This is a genomic window from Pseudolabrys taiwanensis, from assembly GCF_003367395.1.
GTDB lineage: Bacteria > Pseudomonadota > Alphaproteobacteria > Rhizobiales > Xanthobacteraceae > Pseudolabrys > Pseudolabrys taiwanensis.
Genome location: NZ_CP031417.1, coordinates 4176707 through 4196864, shown reverse-complemented (window position 1 = coordinate 4196864; position 20158 = coordinate 4176707). Strand labels below are relative to the sequence as shown.

The 20158-nt window shown below is 65.2% G+C and carries 23 protein-coding genes; 13 read left to right on the top strand and 10 right to left on the bottom strand.

Going from position 1 to position 20158, the window contains the following annotated elements:
• Positions 1-59: 59 nt before the first annotated feature.
• Positions 60-2765 (bottom strand): aconitate hydratase AcnA, encoded by a 2706-nt coding sequence (gene acnA, locus DW352_RS19965; protein ID WP_115692976.1) that lies wholly within the window; start codon positions 2763-2765, stop codon positions 60-62.
• A gap of 249 nt (positions 2766-3014) precedes the next feature.
• Here acnA and ccmA point away from each other — a divergent pair, with 249 nt between their 5' ends.
• From ccmA to DW352_RS19935, 6 genes are all read left to right on the top strand, one after another.
• Positions 3015-3620 carry a heme ABC exporter ATP-binding protein CcmA gene (gene ccmA, locus DW352_RS19960; protein WP_115692975.1) on the top strand — a complete coding sequence of 202 codons (606 nt, stop codon included), beginning with the start codon at positions 3015-3017 and terminating at the stop codon, positions 3618-3620.
• Between the two features lie 195 nt (positions 3621-3815).
• Positions 3816-4484, top strand: a complete 669-nt coding sequence (gene ccmB, locus DW352_RS19955; protein WP_115692974.1) for a heme exporter protein CcmB — start codon at positions 3816-3818, stop codon at positions 4482-4484.
• Positions 4485-4531: 47 nt separating this feature from the next.
• Positions 4532-5272: a heme ABC transporter permease gene (locus tag DW352_RS19950; RefSeq protein ID WP_115692973.1), complete on the top strand. Its 741-nt coding sequence runs from the start codon at positions 4532-4534 to the stop codon at positions 5270-5272.
• Between the two features lie 55 nt (positions 5273-5327).
• On the top strand, positions 5328-5501 hold the full coding sequence (ccmD, locus tag DW352_RS19945; protein ID WP_115692972.1) for a heme exporter protein CcmD: 174 nt from the start codon (positions 5328-5330) through the stop codon (positions 5499-5501).
• Entirely contained in the window at positions 5498-6085 is a 588-nt protein-coding gene (locus tag DW352_RS19940) for a DsbE family thiol:disulfide interchange protein (protein ID WP_115692971.1), read from the top strand. Before ccmD ends, DW352_RS19940 begins: the two co-directional genes overlap by 4 nt.
• Entirely contained in the window at positions 6082-6618 is a 537-nt protein-coding gene (locus DW352_RS19935; protein ID WP_115692970.1) for a flavin reductase family protein, read from the top strand. Before DW352_RS19940 ends, DW352_RS19935 begins: the two co-directional genes overlap by 4 nt.
• Positions 6619-6653: 35 nt before the next feature.
• On the opposite strand, the gene DW352_RS19930 is transcribed toward DW352_RS19935, so the two are convergent.
• The 5 genes from DW352_RS19930 to ftsY all read right to left on the bottom strand — a co-directional run bounded on the left by DW352_RS19930 (position 6654) and on the right by ftsY (position 11284).
• The gene (locus tag DW352_RS19930) at positions 6654-7118 is read right to left on the bottom strand and encodes a DUF1440 domain-containing protein (RefSeq protein WP_245434195.1); all 465 of its coding nucleotides are present in this window, start codon (positions 7116-7118) and stop codon (positions 6654-6656) included.
• 12 nt (positions 7119-7130) lie between these two features.
• A complete protein-coding gene (locus DW352_RS19925) occupies positions 7131-8183 on the bottom strand; it encodes a TIGR01620 family protein (protein WP_115692968.1) in 1053 nt (350 codons plus the stop codon).
• On the bottom strand, positions 8180-9619 hold the full coding sequence (locus tag DW352_RS19920; protein WP_162827077.1) for a YcjX family GTP-binding protein: 1440 nt from the start codon (positions 9617-9619) through the stop codon (positions 8180-8182). The genes DW352_RS19925 and DW352_RS19920 overlap by 4 nt, the downstream gene beginning before the upstream one ends.
• 33 nt (positions 9620-9652) lie before the next feature.
• Entirely contained in the window at positions 9653-10216 is a 564-nt protein-coding gene (locus DW352_RS19915; protein WP_115692966.1) for a septation protein A, read from the bottom strand.
• A gap of 138 nt (positions 10217-10354) precedes the next feature.
• A complete protein-coding gene (ftsY, locus tag DW352_RS19910) occupies positions 10355-11284 on the bottom strand; it encodes a signal recognition particle-docking protein FtsY (protein WP_115692965.1) in 930 nt (309 codons plus the stop codon).
• A gap of 206 nt (positions 11285-11490) precedes the next feature.
• Between ftsY and DW352_RS19905 the strand changes: the two genes are divergently transcribed.
• Positions 11491-12345 (top strand): RluA family pseudouridine synthase, encoded by an 855-nt coding sequence (locus tag DW352_RS19905; RefSeq protein WP_115692964.1) that lies wholly within the window; start codon positions 11491-11493, stop codon positions 12343-12345.
• Here DW352_RS19905 and DW352_RS19900 read toward each other — a convergent pair.
• From DW352_RS19900 to dapF, 4 genes are read right to left on the bottom strand one after another with little or no spacing between them, the layout of a single operon-like run.
• A complete protein-coding gene (locus tag DW352_RS19900) occupies positions 12327-12713 on the bottom strand; it encodes a hypothetical protein (RefSeq protein WP_162827076.1) in 387 nt (128 codons plus the stop codon). The genes DW352_RS19905 and DW352_RS19900 overlap by 19 nt on opposite strands.
• A gap of 20 nt (positions 12714-12733) precedes the next feature.
• A complete protein-coding gene (locus DW352_RS19895; protein WP_162827075.1) occupies positions 12734-13357 on the bottom strand; it encodes a pyridoxamine 5'-phosphate oxidase family protein in 624 nt (207 codons plus the stop codon).
• A 10-nt stretch (positions 13358-13367) separates the two neighbouring features.
• Positions 13368-14588, bottom strand: coding sequence for a tRNA (N(6)-L-threonylcarbamoyladenosine(37)-C(2))-methylthiotransferase MtaB (gene mtaB, locus DW352_RS19890; RefSeq protein ID WP_245434194.1), 1221 nt, complete (start codon positions 14586-14588; stop codon positions 13368-13370).
• Positions 14585-15460, bottom strand: a complete 876-nt coding sequence (gene dapF / locus DW352_RS19885) for a diaminopimelate epimerase (RefSeq protein WP_115692961.1) — start codon at positions 15458-15460, stop codon at positions 14585-14587. Before dapF ends, mtaB begins: the two co-directional genes overlap by 4 nt.
• A 164-nt stretch (positions 15461-15624) precedes the next feature.
• On the opposite strand from dapF, the gene DW352_RS19880 reads away from it, so the two are divergent.
• From DW352_RS19880 to rimM, 6 genes are all read left to right on the top strand, one after another.
• The gene (locus tag DW352_RS19880; protein ID WP_115692960.1) at positions 15625-16227 is read left to right on the top strand and encodes a GyrI-like domain-containing protein; all 603 of its coding nucleotides are present in this window, start codon (positions 15625-15627) and stop codon (positions 16225-16227) included.
• A 10-nt stretch (positions 16228-16237) separates the two neighbouring features.
• Complete coding sequence (locus tag DW352_RS19875; protein WP_115692959.1) at positions 16238-16930, top strand: SIMPL domain-containing protein; 693 nt, start codon at positions 16238-16240, stop codon at positions 16928-16930.
• A 175-nt stretch (positions 16931-17105) separates the two neighbouring features.
• Positions 17106-18650 (top strand): signal recognition particle protein, encoded by a 1545-nt coding sequence (ffh, locus tag DW352_RS19870; protein ID WP_115692958.1) that lies wholly within the window; start codon positions 17106-17108, stop codon positions 18648-18650.
• A gap of 169 nt (positions 18651-18819) precedes the next feature.
• The gene (gene rpsP / locus DW352_RS19865) at positions 18820-19158 is read left to right on the top strand and encodes a 30S ribosomal protein S16 (RefSeq protein WP_115692957.1); all 339 of its coding nucleotides are present in this window, start codon (positions 18820-18822) and stop codon (positions 19156-19158) included.
• Positions 19159-19222: 64 nt separating this feature from the next.
• Positions 19223-19558, top strand: a complete 336-nt coding sequence (locus tag DW352_RS19860; RefSeq protein ID WP_115692956.1) for a GIY-YIG nuclease family protein — start codon at positions 19223-19225, stop codon at positions 19556-19558.
• The gene (gene rimM / locus DW352_RS19855; RefSeq protein ID WP_115692955.1) at positions 19555-20121 is read left to right on the top strand and encodes a ribosome maturation factor RimM; all 567 of its coding nucleotides are present in this window, start codon (positions 19555-19557) and stop codon (positions 20119-20121) included. Before DW352_RS19860 ends, rimM begins: the two co-directional genes overlap by 4 nt.
• Positions 20122-20158: the final 37 nt, after the last annotated feature.

The following is a 20158-nucleotide window of genomic DNA, read 5'->3' as shown; positions in this document are numbered from 1 at the left end:
CACGCCACTCACTTCGCAGTGAGTGGCGTCCAGAATGTGGGAGGCCCAACAATTGGCGGTTAGCCGGCCAATTGACGGAGCACGTACTGCAGAATGCCGCCGTTCTTGAAGTAATCAAGCTCGTCCAGCGTATCGATCCGGCAGATCAGCGGAACACGCTTGAGCGTGCCGTCGCCCATCACGATCTCGGCGATCAGCCGCTGGCGCGGCTTGAGCTCACCATGCAGACCGCGGATGGTGACCTGCTCGTCGCCCTTCAAGCCGAGCGACTTCCAGGACGTGCCTTCTTCGAATACCAGCGGCATCACGCCCATGCCGACGAGGTTCGAGCGATGGATGCGCTCGAAGGACTCGGCGACCACGGCGCGCAGGCCGAGCAGCACCGAACCCTTGGCCGCCCAGTCGCGCGAGGAACCCGAGCCGTATTCCTTGCCGGCGAACAGCACCAGCGGAACCTTCTCGGCCTTGTAGCGCATCGCCGCGTCATAGATCGGCATGCGTTCCTTGGACGGGTAGTGGATCGTGACGCCGCCCTCGACGCCCGGCACCATCTGGTTCTTCAGACGGATGTTGGCCAAGGTGCCGCGCATCATGACTTCATGGTTGCCGCGGCGCGTGCCGTACTGGTTGAAGTCGACCGGCTTCACCTTGTGCTCGACCAGATACTTGCCGGCGGGCGAGTCGATCTTGATCGAACCGGCCGGCGAGATGTGGTCGGTGGTGATCGAGTCGAGCAGCAGCGCCAGGACGCGGGCCTCGACGATATCCTCGAGCGGGGCCGGCTGTTTCTTCATGCCGACGAAGTAAGGCGGGTTCTGCACGTAGGTCGACTTCTTGTCCCACGCGTAGGTCATGCCGCCCTTGACCGAGATCTTTCGCCAGTTGGTGTCGCCCTTGAAGACGTTGGCGTACTTGCTGGCGAAGATCTTCTTGGTGACGTTCTTGGCGATGAAGGCGTCGATTTCCTTGTTGGACGGCCAGATGTCCTTGAGGAAGACGTTCTTGCCCTTCTGGTCGACGCCGATCGGTTCCTTCGTCATGTCGACATACATCGAACCGGCGATGGCGTAGGACACGACCAGCGGCGGCGACGCGAGGTAGTTCGCGCGCACGTCGGGATTGACGCGGCCTTCGAAGTTACGGTTGCCCGAGAGCACCGCGGCGGCAACGAGATCGCCTTCGTTGACGGCCTTCGAGTTTTCCGGCGGCAGCGGGCCGGAGTTGCCGATGCAGGTGGTGCAGCCGTAGCCGACCAGGTTGAAGCCGAGCTTGTCGAGGTCCTTCTGCAGGCCGGACTTCTCGAGGTACTCGCCGACGACCTGCGAGCCGGGCGCGACCGAGGTCTTCACCCACGGCTTGGCGGTCAGGCCCTTGGCCACCGCCTTGCGCGCGAGCAGGCCGGCGCCGATCATCACGCTCGGATTGGAGGTGTTGGTGCAGGAGGTGATGGCCGCGATCACCACGTCGCCATTGCCGAGGTCGTAGTTCTTGCCTTCGACCGGCACGCGCTTGGTGAGTTCGGAGGCCTTGTTGAACTCCTTCTCCATCGACGTCGTGAAGCCGGCCTTCACGTCCTTGAGGGGCACGCGATCCTGCGGACGCTTCGGGCCGGAGAGCGACGGCAGCACCGAGCCGAGGTCGAGCTTGAGCACGTCGGTGAACACCGGATCGGGCGTCGTCTTGACGCGGTACATGCCCTGCGCCTTGGCGTAGGCGGCCACGAGCTTGACGACTTCGGCCGAACGGTTGGTGTTCTTCAGGTAGGCGATGGTGTCGTCGTCGACCGGCGAGAAGCCGCAGGTCGCGCCGTATTCCGGCGCCATGTTGGCGAGCGTGGCGCGGTCGGCGATCGACAGATGCTGCAGACCCGGGCCAAAGAACTCGACGAACTTGCCCACGACGCCACGCGCGCGCAGCATCTGCGTGACGGTGAGCACGAGGTCGGTCGCGGTTAGGCCTTCCTTGAGCTTGCCGGTGAGCTTGAAGCCGATAACCTCAGGCAGCACCATCGACAGCGGCTGGCCGAGCATGGCGGCTTCCGCCTCGATGCCGCCAACGCCCCAGCCGAGCACGGACAGGCCGTTGACCATCGTGGTGTGCGAATCGGTACCGACCAGCGTGTCGGGATAGGCGACTTCCATCGCCACCGACTTGCCGTTCAGCTTCATCTTCTCCTTCTTCGTCCAGACGACGCGGGAGAGATATTCGAGGTTCACCTGGTGGCAGATGCCGGTGCCGGGCGGCACGACGCTGAAATTGTCGAACGAGCGCTGCGCCCACTTCAGGAACTCGTAGCGCTCCTGGTTCTGGCGGTACTCTTCGTCGACGTTCTGCTTGAACGCTTTGTTGTTGCCGAAATAGTTGACCACCACCGAGTGATCGATGACGAGGTCGACCGGGATCAGCGGGTTGATCTTCTTGGGATCGCCGCCGAGGTTCTTCATCGCGTCGCGCATGGCGGCGAGGTCGACCACCGCGGGCACGCCGGTGAAGTCCTGCATCAGCACGCGGGCCGGGCGGAAGGCGATTTCACGCTCGGAGGTTTTGGCCTTGAGCCATTCGGCCACCGCCTTGATGTCGTCCTTGGTGACCGTGCGCCCGTCTTCGTTGCGCAGCAGGTTCTCCAGGAGCACCTTCATCGAGAAGGGCAGGCGCGAGATGCCTTTGAGGCCGTTCTTCTCGGCGACGGGCAGGCTGTAATAGACATAAGACTTGCCGCCGACCTTCAGGGTCTTGCAGCATTTGAAGCTATCGAGAGAGGTCATGGGCTGTTCCATTCCCGGGCGGGATCGGCGGCGCTGGCGCTTCGTCCAAGTGCGAGGAAGGATGGAAAAAATTCCAACCGGCCAAGACTTGCGATCGAAGTCCGATTTCGTGACGGCGCAGGTGCGGGCTTATAAGGTCTTTTCGCGCCGGGCGCCATATTTACTGGAACGGTTCTCAAAGATGCGCAGAAATTTGCGGCTTCCGCACAATGCTGATCTGCGTACGGCGCTTACGGCGCGGCCGACCTGATGCAGCTTCGCGCCGAGAACCTGGCCTGCAGCCGCGGCGGCCGCACGGTATTCACAGGCTTGAGCTTCGCGCTCGGCGGCGGCGAGGCCCTGCTGGTGACCGGCCGCAACGGTGCCGGCAAGTCGTCTTTGCTGCGCATGATCGCCGGCCTCGTCCGAATCGCGGACGGGCGCCTGAGCCTCGACGGCGGCGCGGACGACGCGAGTATCGCCGAGCAGACGCATTACCTCGGGCATCATGACGCACTGAAGCCGTCGCTGTCGGTGGCGGAAAATCTGTCGTTCTGGACCACTTTCCTCGGCGGCGGGCACGGCGGCGTCGGACCGGCGCTCGAAGCCGTCGGCCTGGCTCCCCTGGCGGGTCTGCCAGCGGCCTACCTCTCCGCCGGCCAGCGGCGCCGTTTGTCCATCGCCCGGCTGCTGGCGGCGAAGCGGCCGATCTGGCTGCTGGACGAGCCGACCTCGGCGCTCGACACCGCGTCGCAAACACGGCTGGCCGAGCTGATGCAGGACCATCTCGCCGGCGGTGGACTCATTGTCGCAGCGACCCACGGGCCCATCGGCCTCCGAGATCCGCGCGAGATGCGATTGGGGCCGGCGATATGATCCTCGACGAAGCAGCCACCTGCCGCAGCATGGTCCCCTCCCCCTTGCGGGGAGGGGTCAGGGGTGGGGGTCCTTCGGGCCGAGCACAGTTCGTCCACGGCTACCCCCCTCCCCAACCCTCCCCCACTAGGGGAGAGGGCGCGCGTCGTGCGTGGGGCAATCAGCCATGACCACATTTTTGACCCGGAGACGCGCGTGAACGCGCTTTTGGCCCTGCTCCTGCGCGACATGCGCCTGTCGATCCGCGTCGGCGGTGGCGCGCTGATGGGCGCGCTGTTCTTCCTCATCGTCGTGGTGATGATGCCGTTCGCCGTCGGCCCCGACCTCAATCTGCTCGCCCGCATCGGCCCGGCCATCCTCTGGCTCGGCGCGCTGCTCGCCAGCCTGCTGGCGCTCGACCGGCTTTTTGCGGTGGATCATGAGGACGGCTCGCTCGACCTTCTAATGATGGGCGCCATGCCGCTCGAACTCGCCGTTCTCGCCAAAGCCATCGCTCACTGGCTGACCACCGGGCTGCCGCTGGTGATCATCGCGCCGGTGCTGGGCCTCATGCTGAATGTCGAGCTGAAAGCCATGGGCGTCGTCGCGCTCACTTTGCTCGCCGGCACGCCGGCGCTCACCTTCATCGGGCTGATCGGCGCCGCCCTCTCGGTCGCGCTTCGCCGCGGCGGCCTGTTGCTGGCGGTGCTGGTGCTGCCGCTGACCATCCCCGTCCTGATCTTCGGCGTAGCGGCGGCCAATGCCGCCATCGTCGGCCCGGCCCCGTTCGGCCCGCCTTTCACCATTCTTTGCGCGCTATCGCTCGGCAGTCTCGTGCTCGGTCCGGTCGCGGCAGCGGCGGCGCTCCGACACGGGCTGGAGTAAGACATGGCCGCATTGCCCGCGATCCCGCACACGACTAGATAGCCGCCATGGCCCTGATCGACTTCGCCAATCCGACGCGTTTCCTGCGGCTCGTGAACGCCGTCCTGCCCTGGCTCGCGGCGGCGACCGCGATCCTGTTCGCCATTGGCCTCTACCGCGCGATCGGTGCGCCTGACGACTATCAGCAGGGCGCCACCGTGAAGATCATGTTCCTGCATGTTCCGGCGGCGTGGCTTGGCATGATGGGCTGGGGCCTGATGAGCGTCGCTGCGCTCGGCACTTTGGTCTGGCGTCATCCGCTCGCCGACGTCGCCGGCAAGGCCGCCGCCCCGATCGGCGCCGCGTTCACCTTCATCTGCCTCGTTACCGGCTCGCTGTGGGGCCGGCCGACCTGGGGAACCTATTGGGTGTGGGACGCGCGCCTCACCTCGATGCTGGTGCTGCTGCTGCTCTATCTCGGCGTACTTGCGCTCTATTGGACGGCCGAAGATCCCGGCCGCGGCGCGCGCGCCGCAGCGATCCTGTCGCTGGTCGGGGCGGTCAACCTGCCCATCATCAAGTTCTCCGTCGACTGGTGGAACACGCTGCACCAGCCGGCTTCGATCCTGCGCATCGGCGGCTCGGCCATCGATCCGTCGATCCTGACGCCGCTGCTGATCATGGCGGCCGCGTTTACTTGTTTGTTCTTCACGCTGCATCTTGCCGTCATGCGCAACGAGATCCTACGGCGACGCGTGCGCACCATGCAGCTCATGGAAGCGCAGCGCTTCGCGGAGGCCGGCGCATGATCCCGAAAAGGGGGAACCGGTTTTCGGACGAGGTCATGCGCGAAGGAAAAAGCGCATGAGCCTCGGGCCGCATGCCGACTTCATCATCGCTTCCTATGCGCTGACCGCCTTCGTGATCGCGGCGATGGTTGCCTGGGTCGTTCTCGATTACAGCGCGCAGCGCCGCGTGCTCGGCGAACTCGAGGAGCGCGGGGTCGGGCGCCGCGCACGGAACGAGGGCCAGTCGTGAGCACCGAAGCCGAACAGACGTCCCCGAGCCGCCGCGGCATCCTCGTGCTGCTGCCGCTTATCGTCTTTCTCGCGCTGGCCGGACTGTTCTTTTTCCGTCTCGGCAGCGGCGATCCCTCGCGCATTCCCTCCGCGTTGATCGGCCATCCCGCGCCGAAAACTGAACTACCGCCGCTTGCCGGCATCGAGCACGATGGCAAACCGGTATCCGGACTCACCAACGATGCCTTTAAAGGCCAGGTCACTTTGGTGAACGTGTGGGCCTCGTGGTGCGTGCCGTGCCACGACGAAGTGCCGTTTCTCGACCAGCTCGCCAAGGACAAGCGCATCCAGCTCGCCGGCATCAACTACAAGGACTCGGCGGACAACGCGCGCCGTTTCCTCAACCGCTATGGCAACCCGTTCGCCGTCGTCGGCCGCGACGACAACGGCCGCACCTCGATCGACTGGGGTGTCTACGGCGTGCCCGAGACCTTCCTTGTCGGACGCGACGGCCACATCGCCTACAAGCTCGTCGGGCCGATCACCGCCGACAATCTCGCCCGGGTGCTGATGCCGGAGATCGAGAAGGCGCTGAAGCCATGACTCAGAAAGAGCTGCCCCTCTCGGAGGTGTATGCTCTCATCGAGCCTGGTCCCGTGGTGCTGCTCACCACCGCCCGCAAAGGCCATCCTAATGTCATGACCATGTCGTGGCACATGATGGTCGAGTTCGAGCCACCCCTCATTGCCTGCATCTGCAGCGGCGGCGACTATTCGTTCGAGGCGCTGCGGGCGACCGGCGAATGCGTGATCGCGATCCCGTCGCGCAAGATCGCAGCCAAGGTCGTGAAGGTCGGCAACTGCTCAGGCCGCGACACCGACAAATTCAAGGCCTTCAAGCTCACGCCACGGCCGGCCGCGCAAGTACAGGCGCCGCTGATCGAGGAATGCTTCGCCAATCTCGAATGCAAAGTGATCGATAAGCGAATGGTCAACCGCTACAACATGTTCATCCTGGAAGTCGTGCAGGCCTGGCGCGATCCCAAGCAGAAGAACGCCAAGACCATCCATCACCACGGTTACGGCAAATTCGTCGTCGACGGCCCGGCGATCACGCTGAAGTCGAAGATGCGGTGAGAGCGTCGTCGCGCCGGAGCGGGAATGAACGGCGTTTACCGAGCCGCGCGCTGGGTGCTGAACACCGCGTAAGTGACGCCGAGCGTGATGCTGTAGGTCAGCACCATCGCCAGTGAGAACAACGTCGGCGCGAGACCGAGCGGCGTCTGCGCCGCAAACAAGCCCTTGCCGATGGCGGGAAAGAAGACGAGCCCCATCAATATCCAGACGCCGAGACCGAAGATCGCGCCTTTACCCGCGCCGGTGCGTGCAGGCAGATAACGATGCAGACGGCCGAAGAGGAAGCCCAGGACAACCGAGCCGTTGAAATAGGACAGCGCCCAAACGGCGAGCGGCGGCACGGCACCGCCAACCAGGCGCGCGAGCATCGCCTGCAGGTCGTCATAAGGCGAGAACGACGGCAAGAGGCCGGCTGAGGCCTTGAACGCCATCAGCGCTGTATGCGCGAGGCTGCCGCAGAGACCGGCCGCCATTGCATTCCAGAATCGTGTGAGATCCATCCCGGGCCCAGGCTAGCGCTCGGCATCCTGCGGCGCGTTCGACCTTTTCGAAAGCAGATTGCCGATCAGCGACGACGTGATGCCCGGAATCTCGCCGGGCCGGAACGGCACCGGCCGGCACAGCCCCATCGTCACGAGACCGAGCCGCGCCATGCGCTGCGCGGCATAGGCGGATTCCGCCGCGTCCGTCGCCAGACGTTCGAGCACCGCGCCGCCGAGATGCTGCGACAACGCCGCGCCCGCCAGGTCGATCGCACCGAGCTTGCCGGCCTCGCCGATCAGCCGCCGGATCAGATGGCCCGTGGCGAAAGCCGTCGGCCGATGGCCGTAGCAGGCCGCGACCTCGCGCAACATGCGCACCGCTGTGTAGATGAAGAACACGGCATCGGTGACCGCGGTCGGGCTGATGGCGGTGATGCCGAAGGCGCGCGTTGAGGCGCGGCGCACGATCGCCTCGGCGCGGCGGTCGAGCGGCGCCATCATGGTCTGCGACAGCAGCTCGACCTGCTGCGTCGGCGTATGATGCCGCTGCACCTGACGCTGGAAGGCTTCGATCGCAGCGCGGCTTTCGCGATCCTTCGGCAACTCGGCGATGACCTCGCGGATGGCACGTTGCACGTCCGACGCCAGCATCGTTTCCGCCGGCGCGCCCAGCACACGTTGATGATCCTCGACATGCTTCAGGTCGAGATAGCTGCGCAGTTCGCGGATGGTCAGCGCGCCTGCCGCCGCGACGCCGGTCGCCACCGTCGCCGTTGCGGCCCAGCCGAGCCCATTGCTGTAACCGAAGGCCTGCTCGATCCAGAGATAGAGATCGATGCCGAGCCAGGCGGCGACCGCAGCCGATAACCCCGTCCATGCCACCTTCCGCAGCAGACTGCCCCGGCGCTTCGCCGGCTTGGCGGCGACGGCCTGCTTGGCCGGCCGCGCCGGCGCAATGCGCCCGGTCTGCTCGGTGACCATGACGCGCGGCGCCGTCGGCTGGCCCGCATCCGCCGCGTGCGACTTCTCCGCCGTGAAGACCTGCGGCCGCAGGCCCGGTTGCTCGTCGTCCTGGCGGCTCATGACAGCCGATCCCCAATGAGATAATCGAGCGCGAGATCGAGATTCATATGGGGAATGCCGTCGATCGGCGAAACATCGATCGCCGGCGGCTCGAACACCGGAATATTGAGGAAGGGCTTGCCCCAGAGTTCCGGCCGCGGCGGCTTGGCCGGCACGTTGCCGACGAAGAACTTGGCGCGCGTCTCGCTGCCGACCGGCTTGCCGACCACGACCTGCACCCGTTGGCCGTCGATCTCCTGCGTGTCTTCTTCCGTCGAGATGACGGAGGCAAGCGCCGTCACATCCATCGCCGCATTCTGGCTGCGTACGTCCAGCGCCGGCAGCGCGATCATGCTGCGCAGGAGCGAGCCGAGATGATCGCGCTGCACATCGGGCACGTGATCCGCCTTCGTCGCGGCAAACAGCACCTTCTCGATGCGCGCATTGCCGAGCAGCCGGCTGATGATGCCGCCCCGGCCGTAGCGGAAGCTTTCCAGGATGGCATCGAGCGCGTGCTGCGTGTCGTCGAACACCTCGCGACCGGCCAGCAACGCGCCGAGCACGTCGACCAACACCACCTGCCGCGAGAAGTTGCGGAAGTGCCGGTGATAAAACGGCGTCACGACCTCGGCCTTGTAGGCCTCGAAGCGGCGCTCCATCAGCGCGCCGAACGTGCCATCGGCGGGCCGGTAGACGCCCTCCGGGATATCGAGCGGCGCAAAGCAAATGAGATCGCGGCCGGCGAGCGCGCCTGGATCGAGGAAGCGGCCCGGCTGCAAGAAGCTGAAGCCATGCTCGTCGCGCGCCGCCCGCAGATAATCCCGATAAAGCTCGTGCGCGCGCCGCGCGTCGTCGTCGCTGGCCGGCGTGGTGTGCGGATGATCGGACAGGAACGCAAGATAATCGCGCGCCACCTCGGCACGCAGACCGTTGCGGCAGAGCTTAAGCGTCGCGCGCGACCAGTCGGCGTAACTCTGCGACAGCAACGGCAGATCGAGCAACCATTCGCCCGGATAGTCGATGATCCTCAGCCGCAGCGTCGCCATGCCGCTGCCGATACGGCCGAGCACGAAACCGAGCGCGCCGGAAGGCACGAACCGGATGTCGATCTCGATGTCGCTGATGTCCGTCGTGCGCGCCGGCCAATCCGCCGGGCTCGTCGCCATGCGCTCGATATTGCTCTCATAGGGAAAGCGCGGCAGCGCGATCGTTCCCGGCACCAGCTTGGCGGCGACAAGGCGGCCTTCGCCGACGACTTTCAACAGCGGCATCCGATGCGGCTGATGCAGCGCGCTCAGGAGATTGTGCACCAGGCTGGTGATGAACACGGTCTTGCCGGCGCGCGACAATCCCGTCACCGCGAGATTGACGGCCGATCCCTTGACGAGCTCGGCGACGTCGGGCGCATTCGCCAGCCAATCCGACAGACCCGCTCCGGCACGCTCGAACATCGACATCGTCAACCGTTCCTTTTGCCGCGGGCGGCCGCGCTATTCCTTCTTGTCCGCGCTGTATTTCACCAGCAGCGGATACTGCAGGGCGGCGAAGACGAAAGTAAGCGGCACCACGCCGAACAATTTGAAGCTGACCCAGAAATCCGTCGACTGCGTGCGCCAGACGACCTCGTTGAGCACCGCCAGCACGAAGAAGAAGATCGCCCAGCGCCAGGTGAGTTTGCGCCAGCCTTCTTCGGTGAGATTGAAGACGGAATCGAACAGCATGCCCAGCAGCGGCTTGCCGAACAGCATGCCGCCGACCAACGCGCCGCCGAACAGCACGTAGATGATGGTCGGCTTGAGTTTGATGAACAGATCGTCGTGGAACACGAGCGTCAGCCCGCCGAAGATCAGCACGACCACCGCGGTGACCACCGGCATGATCTCGACGCGCCGCGTCAGCGCATAGGCCACGGCCAAGGCGAGCAGCACCGCCACCATGAACACGCCGGTCGCGGCATAGATGCCGAGCTTGGCGTTGATGGCAAAGAACAGCACCAAGGGCCCGATATCGAGCACCAGCTTCAGCGTGGGATTGAGTTTTTGCTTATCGGCCATGAATTGTCTCTAGCGCCATCATCTGAGGCTGTCATGCCCCGCGAAAGCGGGGCATCCAGTAATCACAAAGGCCTCGGCCTCGATTGCCGCCGAGACTACTGGATCATCCGCTTTCGCGGATGATGACACTGTGTCCTACTACTCCAGCCCCACCACCGCTCGCGCGAAGTCGCGCGCGGTGAAGGCGGCGAGATCATCGACGCCCTCGCCGACACCGATGAAATGGACCGGCAGCTTGAACCGGTCGGCGATGGCGACGAGGATGCCGCCGCGCGCGGTGCCGTCGAGCTTGGTCATCACCAAGCCGGTGACGCCCGCGGTCTTGCCGAAGATCTCCACCTGGCTCAGCGCGTTCTGACCGACCGTCGCATCGAGCACGAGCAACACCGCGTGCGGCGCGGTCGGCTCGACCTTGCGCATCACGCGCACGATCTTTTCCAGCTCGCTCATCAGCTCGGCGCGGTTCTGCAGGCGGCCGGCGGTGTCGACGAGCACGACATCGGCTCCTTCCGCCTTCGCCGCGGTGATCGCGTCGAAGGCGAGGCTCGCCGGATCGGCGCCAGCCGTGCTCTTCTTGATGGAAGCGCCGGTGCGCTCGGCCCAGATGCCGAGTTGCTCGATGGCCGCGGCACGGAAAGTATCGCCCGCGACCAGCATGACCTTCTTGCCTTCGCTGCGGAACTTGGCCGCGAGCTTACCGATGGTCGTGGTCTTGCCGGAGCCGTTGACGCCGGAGACGAGGATGACAAATGGTCGCGCGGTGATGTCGAGCGGCTTGGCGACCGGCGCCATCACCTTCTCGATCTCGCCGGCGAGAATGTCGCGCACTTCGTCGGGCGAGATACCCTTCTCGAAGCGGCCGCTGCCGATGATACCGGCGATGCGTTCCGCGAACGCCGGGCCGAGGTCGGCGCGGATCAGTTCCGCCTCCAGATCCTCGAGCGTGTCGGCATCGAGCTTGCGCTTGGTGACCAGGCCGGCAATAGCGGACCCGAGCTGCGAGGACGTGCGCTTGAGCCCGCTGCTGAGGCGCTTCCACCAGCTTGTCTTCTGTGTCTCGTCGTTCATGCGCGCCCGTGATACCCGTTTCGGCCTGAAGCAGGAAGCGGTAACGATGCTGACCTATTCCCGTCATCCTGAGGTGCTCGGCCGGAGGCCGAGCCTCGAAGGATGAGCGGCCGAAGCTTTGAAAACAGTGGCCGTTGCCTTTCGAGGCTCGCTTCGCTCGCACCTCAGGGTGACGGGACCAAGGCCGCAAAGCGAGACGACCAAAGATGACTCCGGAAGAGGTGCAGGCCCGCCTGCTTTACCGCGACGGGCTGATGCTCATCGTCGACAAACCGCCCGGCCTGCCGGTGCATCGTGGCCCGAAGGGTGTGGAAGCCTTCGAGGACTATTTCGACGCGCTGCGCTTCGGCCTGCCGCGTGCGCCGGCGCTCGCGCACCGGCTCGACCGCGACACCACCGGCTGCCTGGTGCTCGGCCGCCATCGCAAGGCGCTTGCCCTCCTCGGAAAGCTGTTCAAGCAGGGCAAGATCGGCAAGACCTATTGGGCGGTGGTCGAGGGTGGGCCAGAGGCCGATGAGGGCCGCATCGACATTCCGCTCTCGAAACGCGACGAAAGCCGCGGCTGGTGGATGAAGGCCGACCCGGAAGGCATGCCGTCATCGACCACGTGGAAGGTGATGGGGCGCTTCTTCTCCCCTCCCCCTTGTGGGGAGGGGTCGGGGGTGGGGGTAGCGGCAACGACAGAGATTACGTCTACCCCCCTCCCCAATCCTCCCCCGCAAGGGGGGAGGGAGCAGGCCGCGGCAAGCGGTGAGGCATCGCAGTTAAAGCACTACACCTGGCTCGCGCTCGAGCCGCTCACCGGCCGCACGCATCAGCTGCGCGTCCACTGCGCCGAGATGGGTTTTCCCATCATCGGCGACAATATCTACGGCACCGCTCCCCGCAGCGGCGGACCGATCCTGCATCTGCATGCGCGCGAAGTGGTCGTGCCGATCTCGAAGAACAAGCCGCCGGTGACGATCACCGCGCCGGTGCCGCCGCATATGCGTGACTTGTTGAACGCCTGCGGATGGAAAGGCGAGACCGACTCGGCCGACACTCAATCGCCGCAGCGTTGATAGGTCAGCGTGTCCCAACTGGCCGCATCGATGTGCAGCAGCAGTTCCGGGCGCGGATCGGTCTTCTCGAGCACGACGAGAATAACCTCTTTATCGACCTTCGCACCCTCGCCCTCGCATTGCAGCTTGAACCGGTGCGCCGTCGCACCCGAACGCGACAGGCGGCGCGACGACATCACGCGGCAGGTGCTGGCGTAATACTCGAACTGCTTGGCCGTGAAGGTTGCTTTGAGATCGTCCGTGCCGACGCCGTCGCGGCAGGCATCCGGCCCTTCGACGCCCCACTTGCCGACATAGGCCGGACCAGACTGCGCCGCAGCGGCTGACATTCCAGTGATCAAGGCAACGATGCAGGCAGCAGACTTCATGACCAGACTGCGCAGCGCCACTAGTACAACATCGACTTGATGCGCTCCGGCGCGGCGCGGTCGTATTCGTCGCCGCCCATCTTGCCTTGACTCACTTCGGCAATGATGGCGCCGGTCGAGGGCAGGCTCTTGCGGTCGATCTTGCTCGCCTCATCCCAGAGCTTCGAACGCACCACCGCCTTCGAACAATGGAAGAAGCAAGTATCGACGTGCACGATCAGCACGCTGCGCGGCAGCTTGCCGTTGACGGCGAACCGCTGCATCAGCTCAGGCTCGATCGAGATCGACGCGCGGCCATTGACGCGGAAGGTCTCGCCGACGCCGGGAATCAGAAACAGCAGCGCGACGCGCGGGTCCTTCAGGATATTGCGGAAGCCATCGATGCGGTTGTTGCCGGGCCGGTCCGGCAGCGCCAGCGTCTTCTCATCCAGCACATGCACGAAGCCGGGCGCGTCGCCCTTGGGCGAGCAATCAAGCCCGTCGGGACCGCCGGTCGCCAGCGCCACGAAAGGCGCCGCCTCGATCAATTTGCGATAGATCGGCGCGATATAGTCGAGTTCCTTGGCGATCGATGGACCGAAAGGCTGTCCATAGAGCGCTTCGAGCTGTTCGACCGTGGTGATCAGATGCTCGTTCGCGCTCATTGCCTTCTCCCTAGGCGGCCAAAAGTTGCCGTCCGTCGTGTCCAGTGACTGTCAGGTCGAGGATCATACCCGGCGCCAGCGGCGACGCCAGCTTCACCGGCGTGAACTGCGCCGTGCGGGCGATGCCGCCGCGCTCGGTGAGAACCTGATGCGTGCCACCGACTTGGCGCTCGAGATGTCGCGCCAGCGCGGCGGCGCCCTTCTCGCGCAGGCGCCCGGCGCGTTCCTTGATCACCGTGCGGTCGAGCTGCGGCATGCGCGCGGCGGGCGTGCCAGGCCGCGGTGAAAACGGAAAGACGTGAAGCTGCGTCAGGCCGCATTCGTCGACGAGGCCGAGCGAGCGCGCGAACATGTCTTCCGTCTCGGTGGGGAAGCCCGCAATGATATCGGCGCCAAACGCAACATCGGGGCGCAAGCGACGCACCTCATCGCAAAATCGGATCGCGTCGGCGCGCGAATGACGGCGCTTCATGCGCTTGAGGATGATGTCGTCACCATGTTGCAACGACAGATGCAGATGCGGCATCAGCCGCGCATCGTTCGCCAGCACATCGAGCAGGTCGGCATCAACCTCGACGGAGTCGATCGAGGACAGACGCAGCCGCGCCAGATCGGGCAGTTCCTTCAACAGCCGCTTCACCAGCGCGCCGAGGCGCAATCCGCCATCGTCATAGCTCGTGATATCGACGCCGGTCAGCACGATTTCACGATAGCCGTTGCCGACCAGGCGACGCGCTTGCATAAGCACTTCCTCGATCGGCAGCGAACGCGAATTACCGCGGCCGAATGGGATGATGCAGAAGGTGCAGCGATGATCGCAGCCGTTCTGCACCTGCACGAACGCGCGCGTATGGCCTTCGAGATGATCGATCGGATGCGGCCGCGCCGCCGTCGTCGCCATGATGTCGGAGACGGCGACGCGCGCACCGCTTTGCCATGCCGCCGTGCCTAGCTTCTCTTCGTTGCCGAGCACGCGATCGACTTCCGGCATCGCCGCGAAAGCTTGCGCGTCCGTCTGCGCCGCGCAGCCGGTGACGATAACGGAGACGTCGGGTCGCTCGCGCTTGATGCGGCGGATATTCTGCCGCGCCTGGCGTACGGCCTCGGACGTCACCGCGCAGGTGTTCACCACCACGGCGTTGTCGACGCCGGCCTGCTCGGCCCGATGGCGGATCACTTCCGACTCGGCGATGTTCAGCCGGCAGCCGAAGGTGACGAGATCGACACTCACGGCGCCGGCGCCTTGTCGAACAGCTGCGGATCGAACGTGCCGGCGAACTCGAACTCGACCGGCCCCGTCATCAGCACGTGATCGTTGTCGGCGCGCCATTCGATCGTGAGCTCGCCGCCCGGCAACGTCACGCGCACCTTGCGTTCCGTCCGCTTCAAGCGCGCCGCCGCGACCGCCGTCGCACACGCAGCCGAACCGCACGCCTTGGTCAGCCCAGCACCGCGCTCCCACGTCCGAATGACGATGTGCTCGCGCGAGACGATGTGCGCCAAAGTGATGTTGGCGCGCTCGGGAAAGATCGGATGGTTTTCCAAGAGCGGGCCGAACTTGGCGAGATCGTAGGCATTCACGTCGTCGACCCAGAAGATCGCGTGCGGATTGCCCATGTTCACCACCGCCGGCGAATGCAGCACCGGCTTGTCGATCGGCCCGATCTGCAATTCGATCGCGCGCGTGTCGCGGAATTCCTCCGCCAGCGGAATCTCGTTCCACTTAAAGCGTGGCGGCCCCATGTCGACCGTGTACAGGCCGTCACCCGCCTTCCAGCAATTCAGAATGCCGGCCTTGGTCTCGAAGGTGAGCGCGTCCTTGCCGCTTTCGTTGAACACGAGCGAGGCAAGGCAACGCATGCCGTTGCCGCAGGCGCCCGCCTCGGAGCCGTCGTTGTTATAGATGCGGATGAAGCCGTCGGTGCCGGCGATGCGCGGCGGATAGAGCGCCATCAGTTGGTCGTAGGGCGCGCCCTGCGGACTGGCAGCCGCGCGCGCCTCCTCGGGCGCGATCGCCGGCGCGCCCTTGCGCAGGTCGACGACGACGATCTCGTTGCCGATGCCGTTCATCTTGACGAAGGGTTGGTTGGCGAGCGCGCCCATTCTTGAACCCAATAGCCTGTTTGGTAGCGGGTTATTGCCCGGCTTTCGCCCGGTTTATATGGCGAATAAACGCGATCGGCCAAGTACCACCCCCTCCGCCGTGATAAAGTCCCTCAAAGCAGCGCGAATCGCCGGATCGCCGCGCCACCAATACGGAGAATAAGATGTCCACGACCCGCCTGGCGGCGACGTTGGCTGTTGCCCTATGCCTGACCGCCAGCGCACAGGCGCAGACCCCCGCCGCGCCGATGCCGCCACCGGCCCCCTCGGAGGGCGCGGCCGTTCCGGCGCCACTCGAGCCGGGCGATGCTTTCGGCGAGGAAGTGACGCTGCCCGAGCGCAACATCGTCTACGTGACCGGCCACACCAATTGGGATGCGGCCTTCGATAGCCTCGTCGCCGCTTTCAAGTCGCTGCAGGACTATGTCGGCAAGCAGGGCCTGACGCCGAACGGTCCGGCCATCACCATCTACACCGAGACGGACGATACCGGGTTCTCGTTCCGCGCTGCCTTGCCGCTTGCCGAGAAGCCGAAGGAACCGCCGCCGGCCAACATTGCCATCGGCACCGCGCCGGGCGGCAAGGCGCTCAAGTTCGTGCATCGCGGTTCTTACGACGCAATGGACACGACTTATGAAGCGATCACTAACTATCTCGACGACAAGCGTCTGGAAGCCAAAGACCTCTTCATTGAGGAATATGCTACTAACCCGGTTTCGGCGAATCCGGATAAGCTTGTCGTGAACGTATTCGTGCCGATCAAATAAGGACTTTTCGATGCTCCGCGCCCCGTATCTCGCCCGGTTGATCGCCGTCGCAATCTTCGTCGCGACCTTGGCGCCGCTTGGTGCACGCGCCGCCGACAGGACGGTGACCGTCAGCGGTGAAGCGACGCTGTCGGTTGCGCCCGACACCGCGATCATCCGCATCGGCGTCACCAGCCAAGGCAAGACCGCGCGCGAAGCCAGCGACGCCAACGCGCATAAGATGACCGCGGTGCTCGGCACGATCAAAGAAAGCGGCATCCCGGATCGCGACGTGCAGACCTCGCGGCTGACCTTGCAGCCGCAATACGATCCGAACAAAGCCGGCCCCGCGCGCCTGCTCGGCTTCCAGGTCACCAATCAGGTGACCGTGAAGATCCGCGAAATCGACAAGCTGCCCAACATTCTCGACAAGGCCATCGGCGCCGGCGCCAACGAGATGTCGGGCATCGAGTTCGTCGTGTCCGAGCAATCCAAGCTGCTGGACCAGGCCCGCGACGAGGCCGTGGCCGACGCCCACCGCAAGGCGGAGCTCTATGCCAAGGCCGCCGGCGCCAAGCTCGGGCCAGTCGTGGCCATCGCCGAGGAAGGCGTGCCGAACCCGCCACGTCCGATCGCGGCCATGCGGGCCGCGGCCGTGCCGGTCGCCCCCGGCGAGCGCGAATTGCGCGCCGTGGTGACCGTCAGCTACGAACTGAAGCAGTAAGCCGCTGATCCGGCACGGGAAACAGGCTTTGTCTTGACTCCCGGACGGCGCGCCCCTAGTTTCCGCGCGTTCTCGATAGAGACGTGAAATTCTGATCCGCCGACCGGTCCTGTGAGGCCGGAGGCCAACGCCCGACAGCGCGATGCGCCCTCGGGCGCCATTGGTGTTTGAGCTTATGTTCGACTCACTGTCGGAAAAACTGGGCGGCATTCTCGACCGTCTCACCCGCCGCGGCGCGCTGACCGAAGCCGATGTCGACGCCGCGCTGCGTGAGGTGCGCCGCGCGCTGCTCGAGGCCGACGTCGCGCTCGATGTCGCTCGGGCCTTCACCGACCGCGTGAAGAAGGACGCCGTCGGCGTCACGGTGATGAAGTCCGTGACCCCGGGCCAGCTGGTCGTGAAGATCGTGCACGACGAACTGGTCAAGACGCTCGGCTCCGACAGCCAGACCATCGATCTGAACGCCGCGCCGCCAGTCGCCATCATGATGGTCGGTCTGCAGGGCTCCGGTAAGACCACCACCACCGCCAAGATCGCCAAGCGCCTCACGACCCGGCAGAACAAGAAAGTGCTGATGGCATCGCTGGACGTGCGCCGTCCCGCCGCCATGGAGCAGCTCGCCGTGCTCGGCCGCGATGCCGAGATCGACACCTTGCCGATCGTCGCCGGTCAGTTGCCGCCGCAGATCGCCAAGCGCGCCATCGAAGCCGCGCGTCTCGGCGGTTATGACGTCGTGCTGCTCGACACTGCCGGCCGCACGACGCTCGACGAAGAGATGATGAACGAGGCCGCCGAGGTAAAGCGGGCGGCCGATCCGCATGAAGTACTGCTCGTCGCCGACTCGCTTACCGGCCAGGACGCGGTCAATCTTGCGCGCGCCTTCGACGAACGCGTCGGCCTCACCGGCATCGTGCTCACCCGCGTCGACGGCGATGGCCGCGGCGGCGCCGCGCTGTCGATGCGCGCCGTCACCAACAAGCCGATCAAGCTGATCGGCGTCGGCGAAAAGCTCGACGCTCTGGAAGAGTTCGATCCTTCGCGTATCGCCGGCCGTATCCTCGGCATGGGCGACATCGTCGCGCTGGTCGAAAAGGCCGCCGCCAATATCGACGCCGAAAAGGCGATGCGCGCGGCCGAGAAGATGCGCAAAGGTCAGTTCGATCTGGCCGACATGCGCGAACAGCTGCAGCAGATGCAGGCGATGGGCGGCCTCGGCGGCTTGATGGGCATGATGCCCGGCATCGCCAAGATGAAGAACCAGATCGCCAATGCCGGTCTCGACGAAAGCATTCTGAAGCGTCAGATCGCGATCATCGATTCCATGACGCCGCAGGAGCGGCGCAACCCCGACATCCTCAAGGCCAGCCGCAAGAAGCGCATCGCCGCCGGCTCCGGCACCTCGCCGGAAGCGATCAACAAGCTGCTGAAGATGCATCGCGGCATGGCCGACATGATGAAGGCGATGGGCCAGGGCAAGCGCGGTCCGCTCGCCGGCCTCGGCCAGATGCTGGGCCTCGGCGGCGGCATGCCGTCGCCCGAACAGATGGCCGAACTCGCCAAGAAGATGCCGGGCGGTCAGTTGCCGCCAGGAATGCCTGGTGGCGGCGGCCTGCCGCCCACCATGCCGAAACTACCGCCGAACATGCCGGGCCTGCCCGGTCTCGGCGGCCCGAAATTCCCCGGACTGCCGGGCCTGCCCGGCATGGGGAAAAAGAAGTGAGTGCAACGTGCACAACCTCACACCGTCATCCTGAGGTGCGAGCGAAGCGAGCCTCGAAGGATGGCGGCCACGAATGCCCGGCCGTCGCCCTTCGAGGGCCGGCTTCGCCGGCCACCTCGGGGTGACGGGTCAACCGACCGAACAAGTTCAACGTAAAAGGAAAATTGAAATGCTCGTTATCCGTATGGCCCGCGCCGGCACCAAGAAGCGGCCGTTCTATCACATCGTGCTCGCCGACTCGCGTTCGCCGCGCGATGGCCGCTTCATCGAGCGCCTCGGCTACTTCAATCCGCTGATGCCGAAGGACAAGGAAGAGCGCCTCAAGCTCGACCTCGACAAGGTTCAGGCGTGGATGAAGAAGGGCGCGCAGCCGTCCGATCGCGTGCTGCGCTTCCTCGACAAGGCCGGCATTGCCAAGCGTCCGGCGCGCAGCAATCCGGAGAAGGCAGTGCCGCGCAAGGAGCGCAAGGCCAAGGCCGCCGAAGCCGCCGCCGCTCCCGCGGCGTAATTCATGGTAGCCTCGTCCTGAGGAGGCCGGCGAAGCCGGCCGTCTCGAAGGACGGGGCGGTCCCATGGGTGCGTGGCTCTACATCCTTCGATGCGCGGATGGCGCCTATTATACCGGCACCACCCGCGCCGATTTGGAACGGCGCGTCGCCGAACATCAGTTCGGCAAATATCCTGGCTTCACTGAGCAACGGCGGCCCGTTGTGCTGGTCTACAGCGAATACTTTGAACAGATCGTCGACGCGATCGCCGCCGAACGAAAAGTCAAAGGCTGGTCGCGTGCGAAGAAGGAAGCGTTGATGGCCGGCGACTTCGACGGACTCAAAGAGCTGGCGAAACGGCGCTCGACCTTCCGACCTCATGGTTCGAGACGCGTCGCTCCGCGACGCTCCTCACCATGAGGTCGGACAAAGTCCGCGTCGCCCGTATCGGGGCGGCGCATGGCGTGCGCGGCGAGGTCAAGCTGTGGTCCTTCACCGAGGACCCGCTGGCCGTCGCCGATTACGCGCCGCTCGAGACGCGCGACGGCAAGCAGCAATTCGAGATCGAAAGTCTGCGGCCGGCGAAGGACTTCCTGGTCGCACGGCTCAAAGGCGTCGGCGATCGCAACGCCGCCGAGGCGCTGCGCAATGTCGAACTATTCGTGCCGCGCGAGCGGCTGCCGGACATCGACGAAGACGACACGTGGTACTACGCCGATCTGGTCGACTTAGCCGCAGTCTCACCCGATGGCGCGGCGATCGGTACGGTGCTCGCGGTCCATAACTTCGGTGGCGGCGATATCGTCGAGATCCAGCCCGCCGCTGGCGGCAAAACGCTGCTGCTGCCGTTCACGCAGGCTGTCGTGCCCGAGGTGGATATCAAAGGCGGCCGCATCGTGATCGTGCTGCCGGCGGACGAGACGGAAGAAGAACCTGTCGTCCCGAACGCCGCTCATTCCCGCGAAAGCGGGAATCCGGCGTGATAAAGGCTATTGCCCGCGTTGTGGCCCCTGGGTCCCC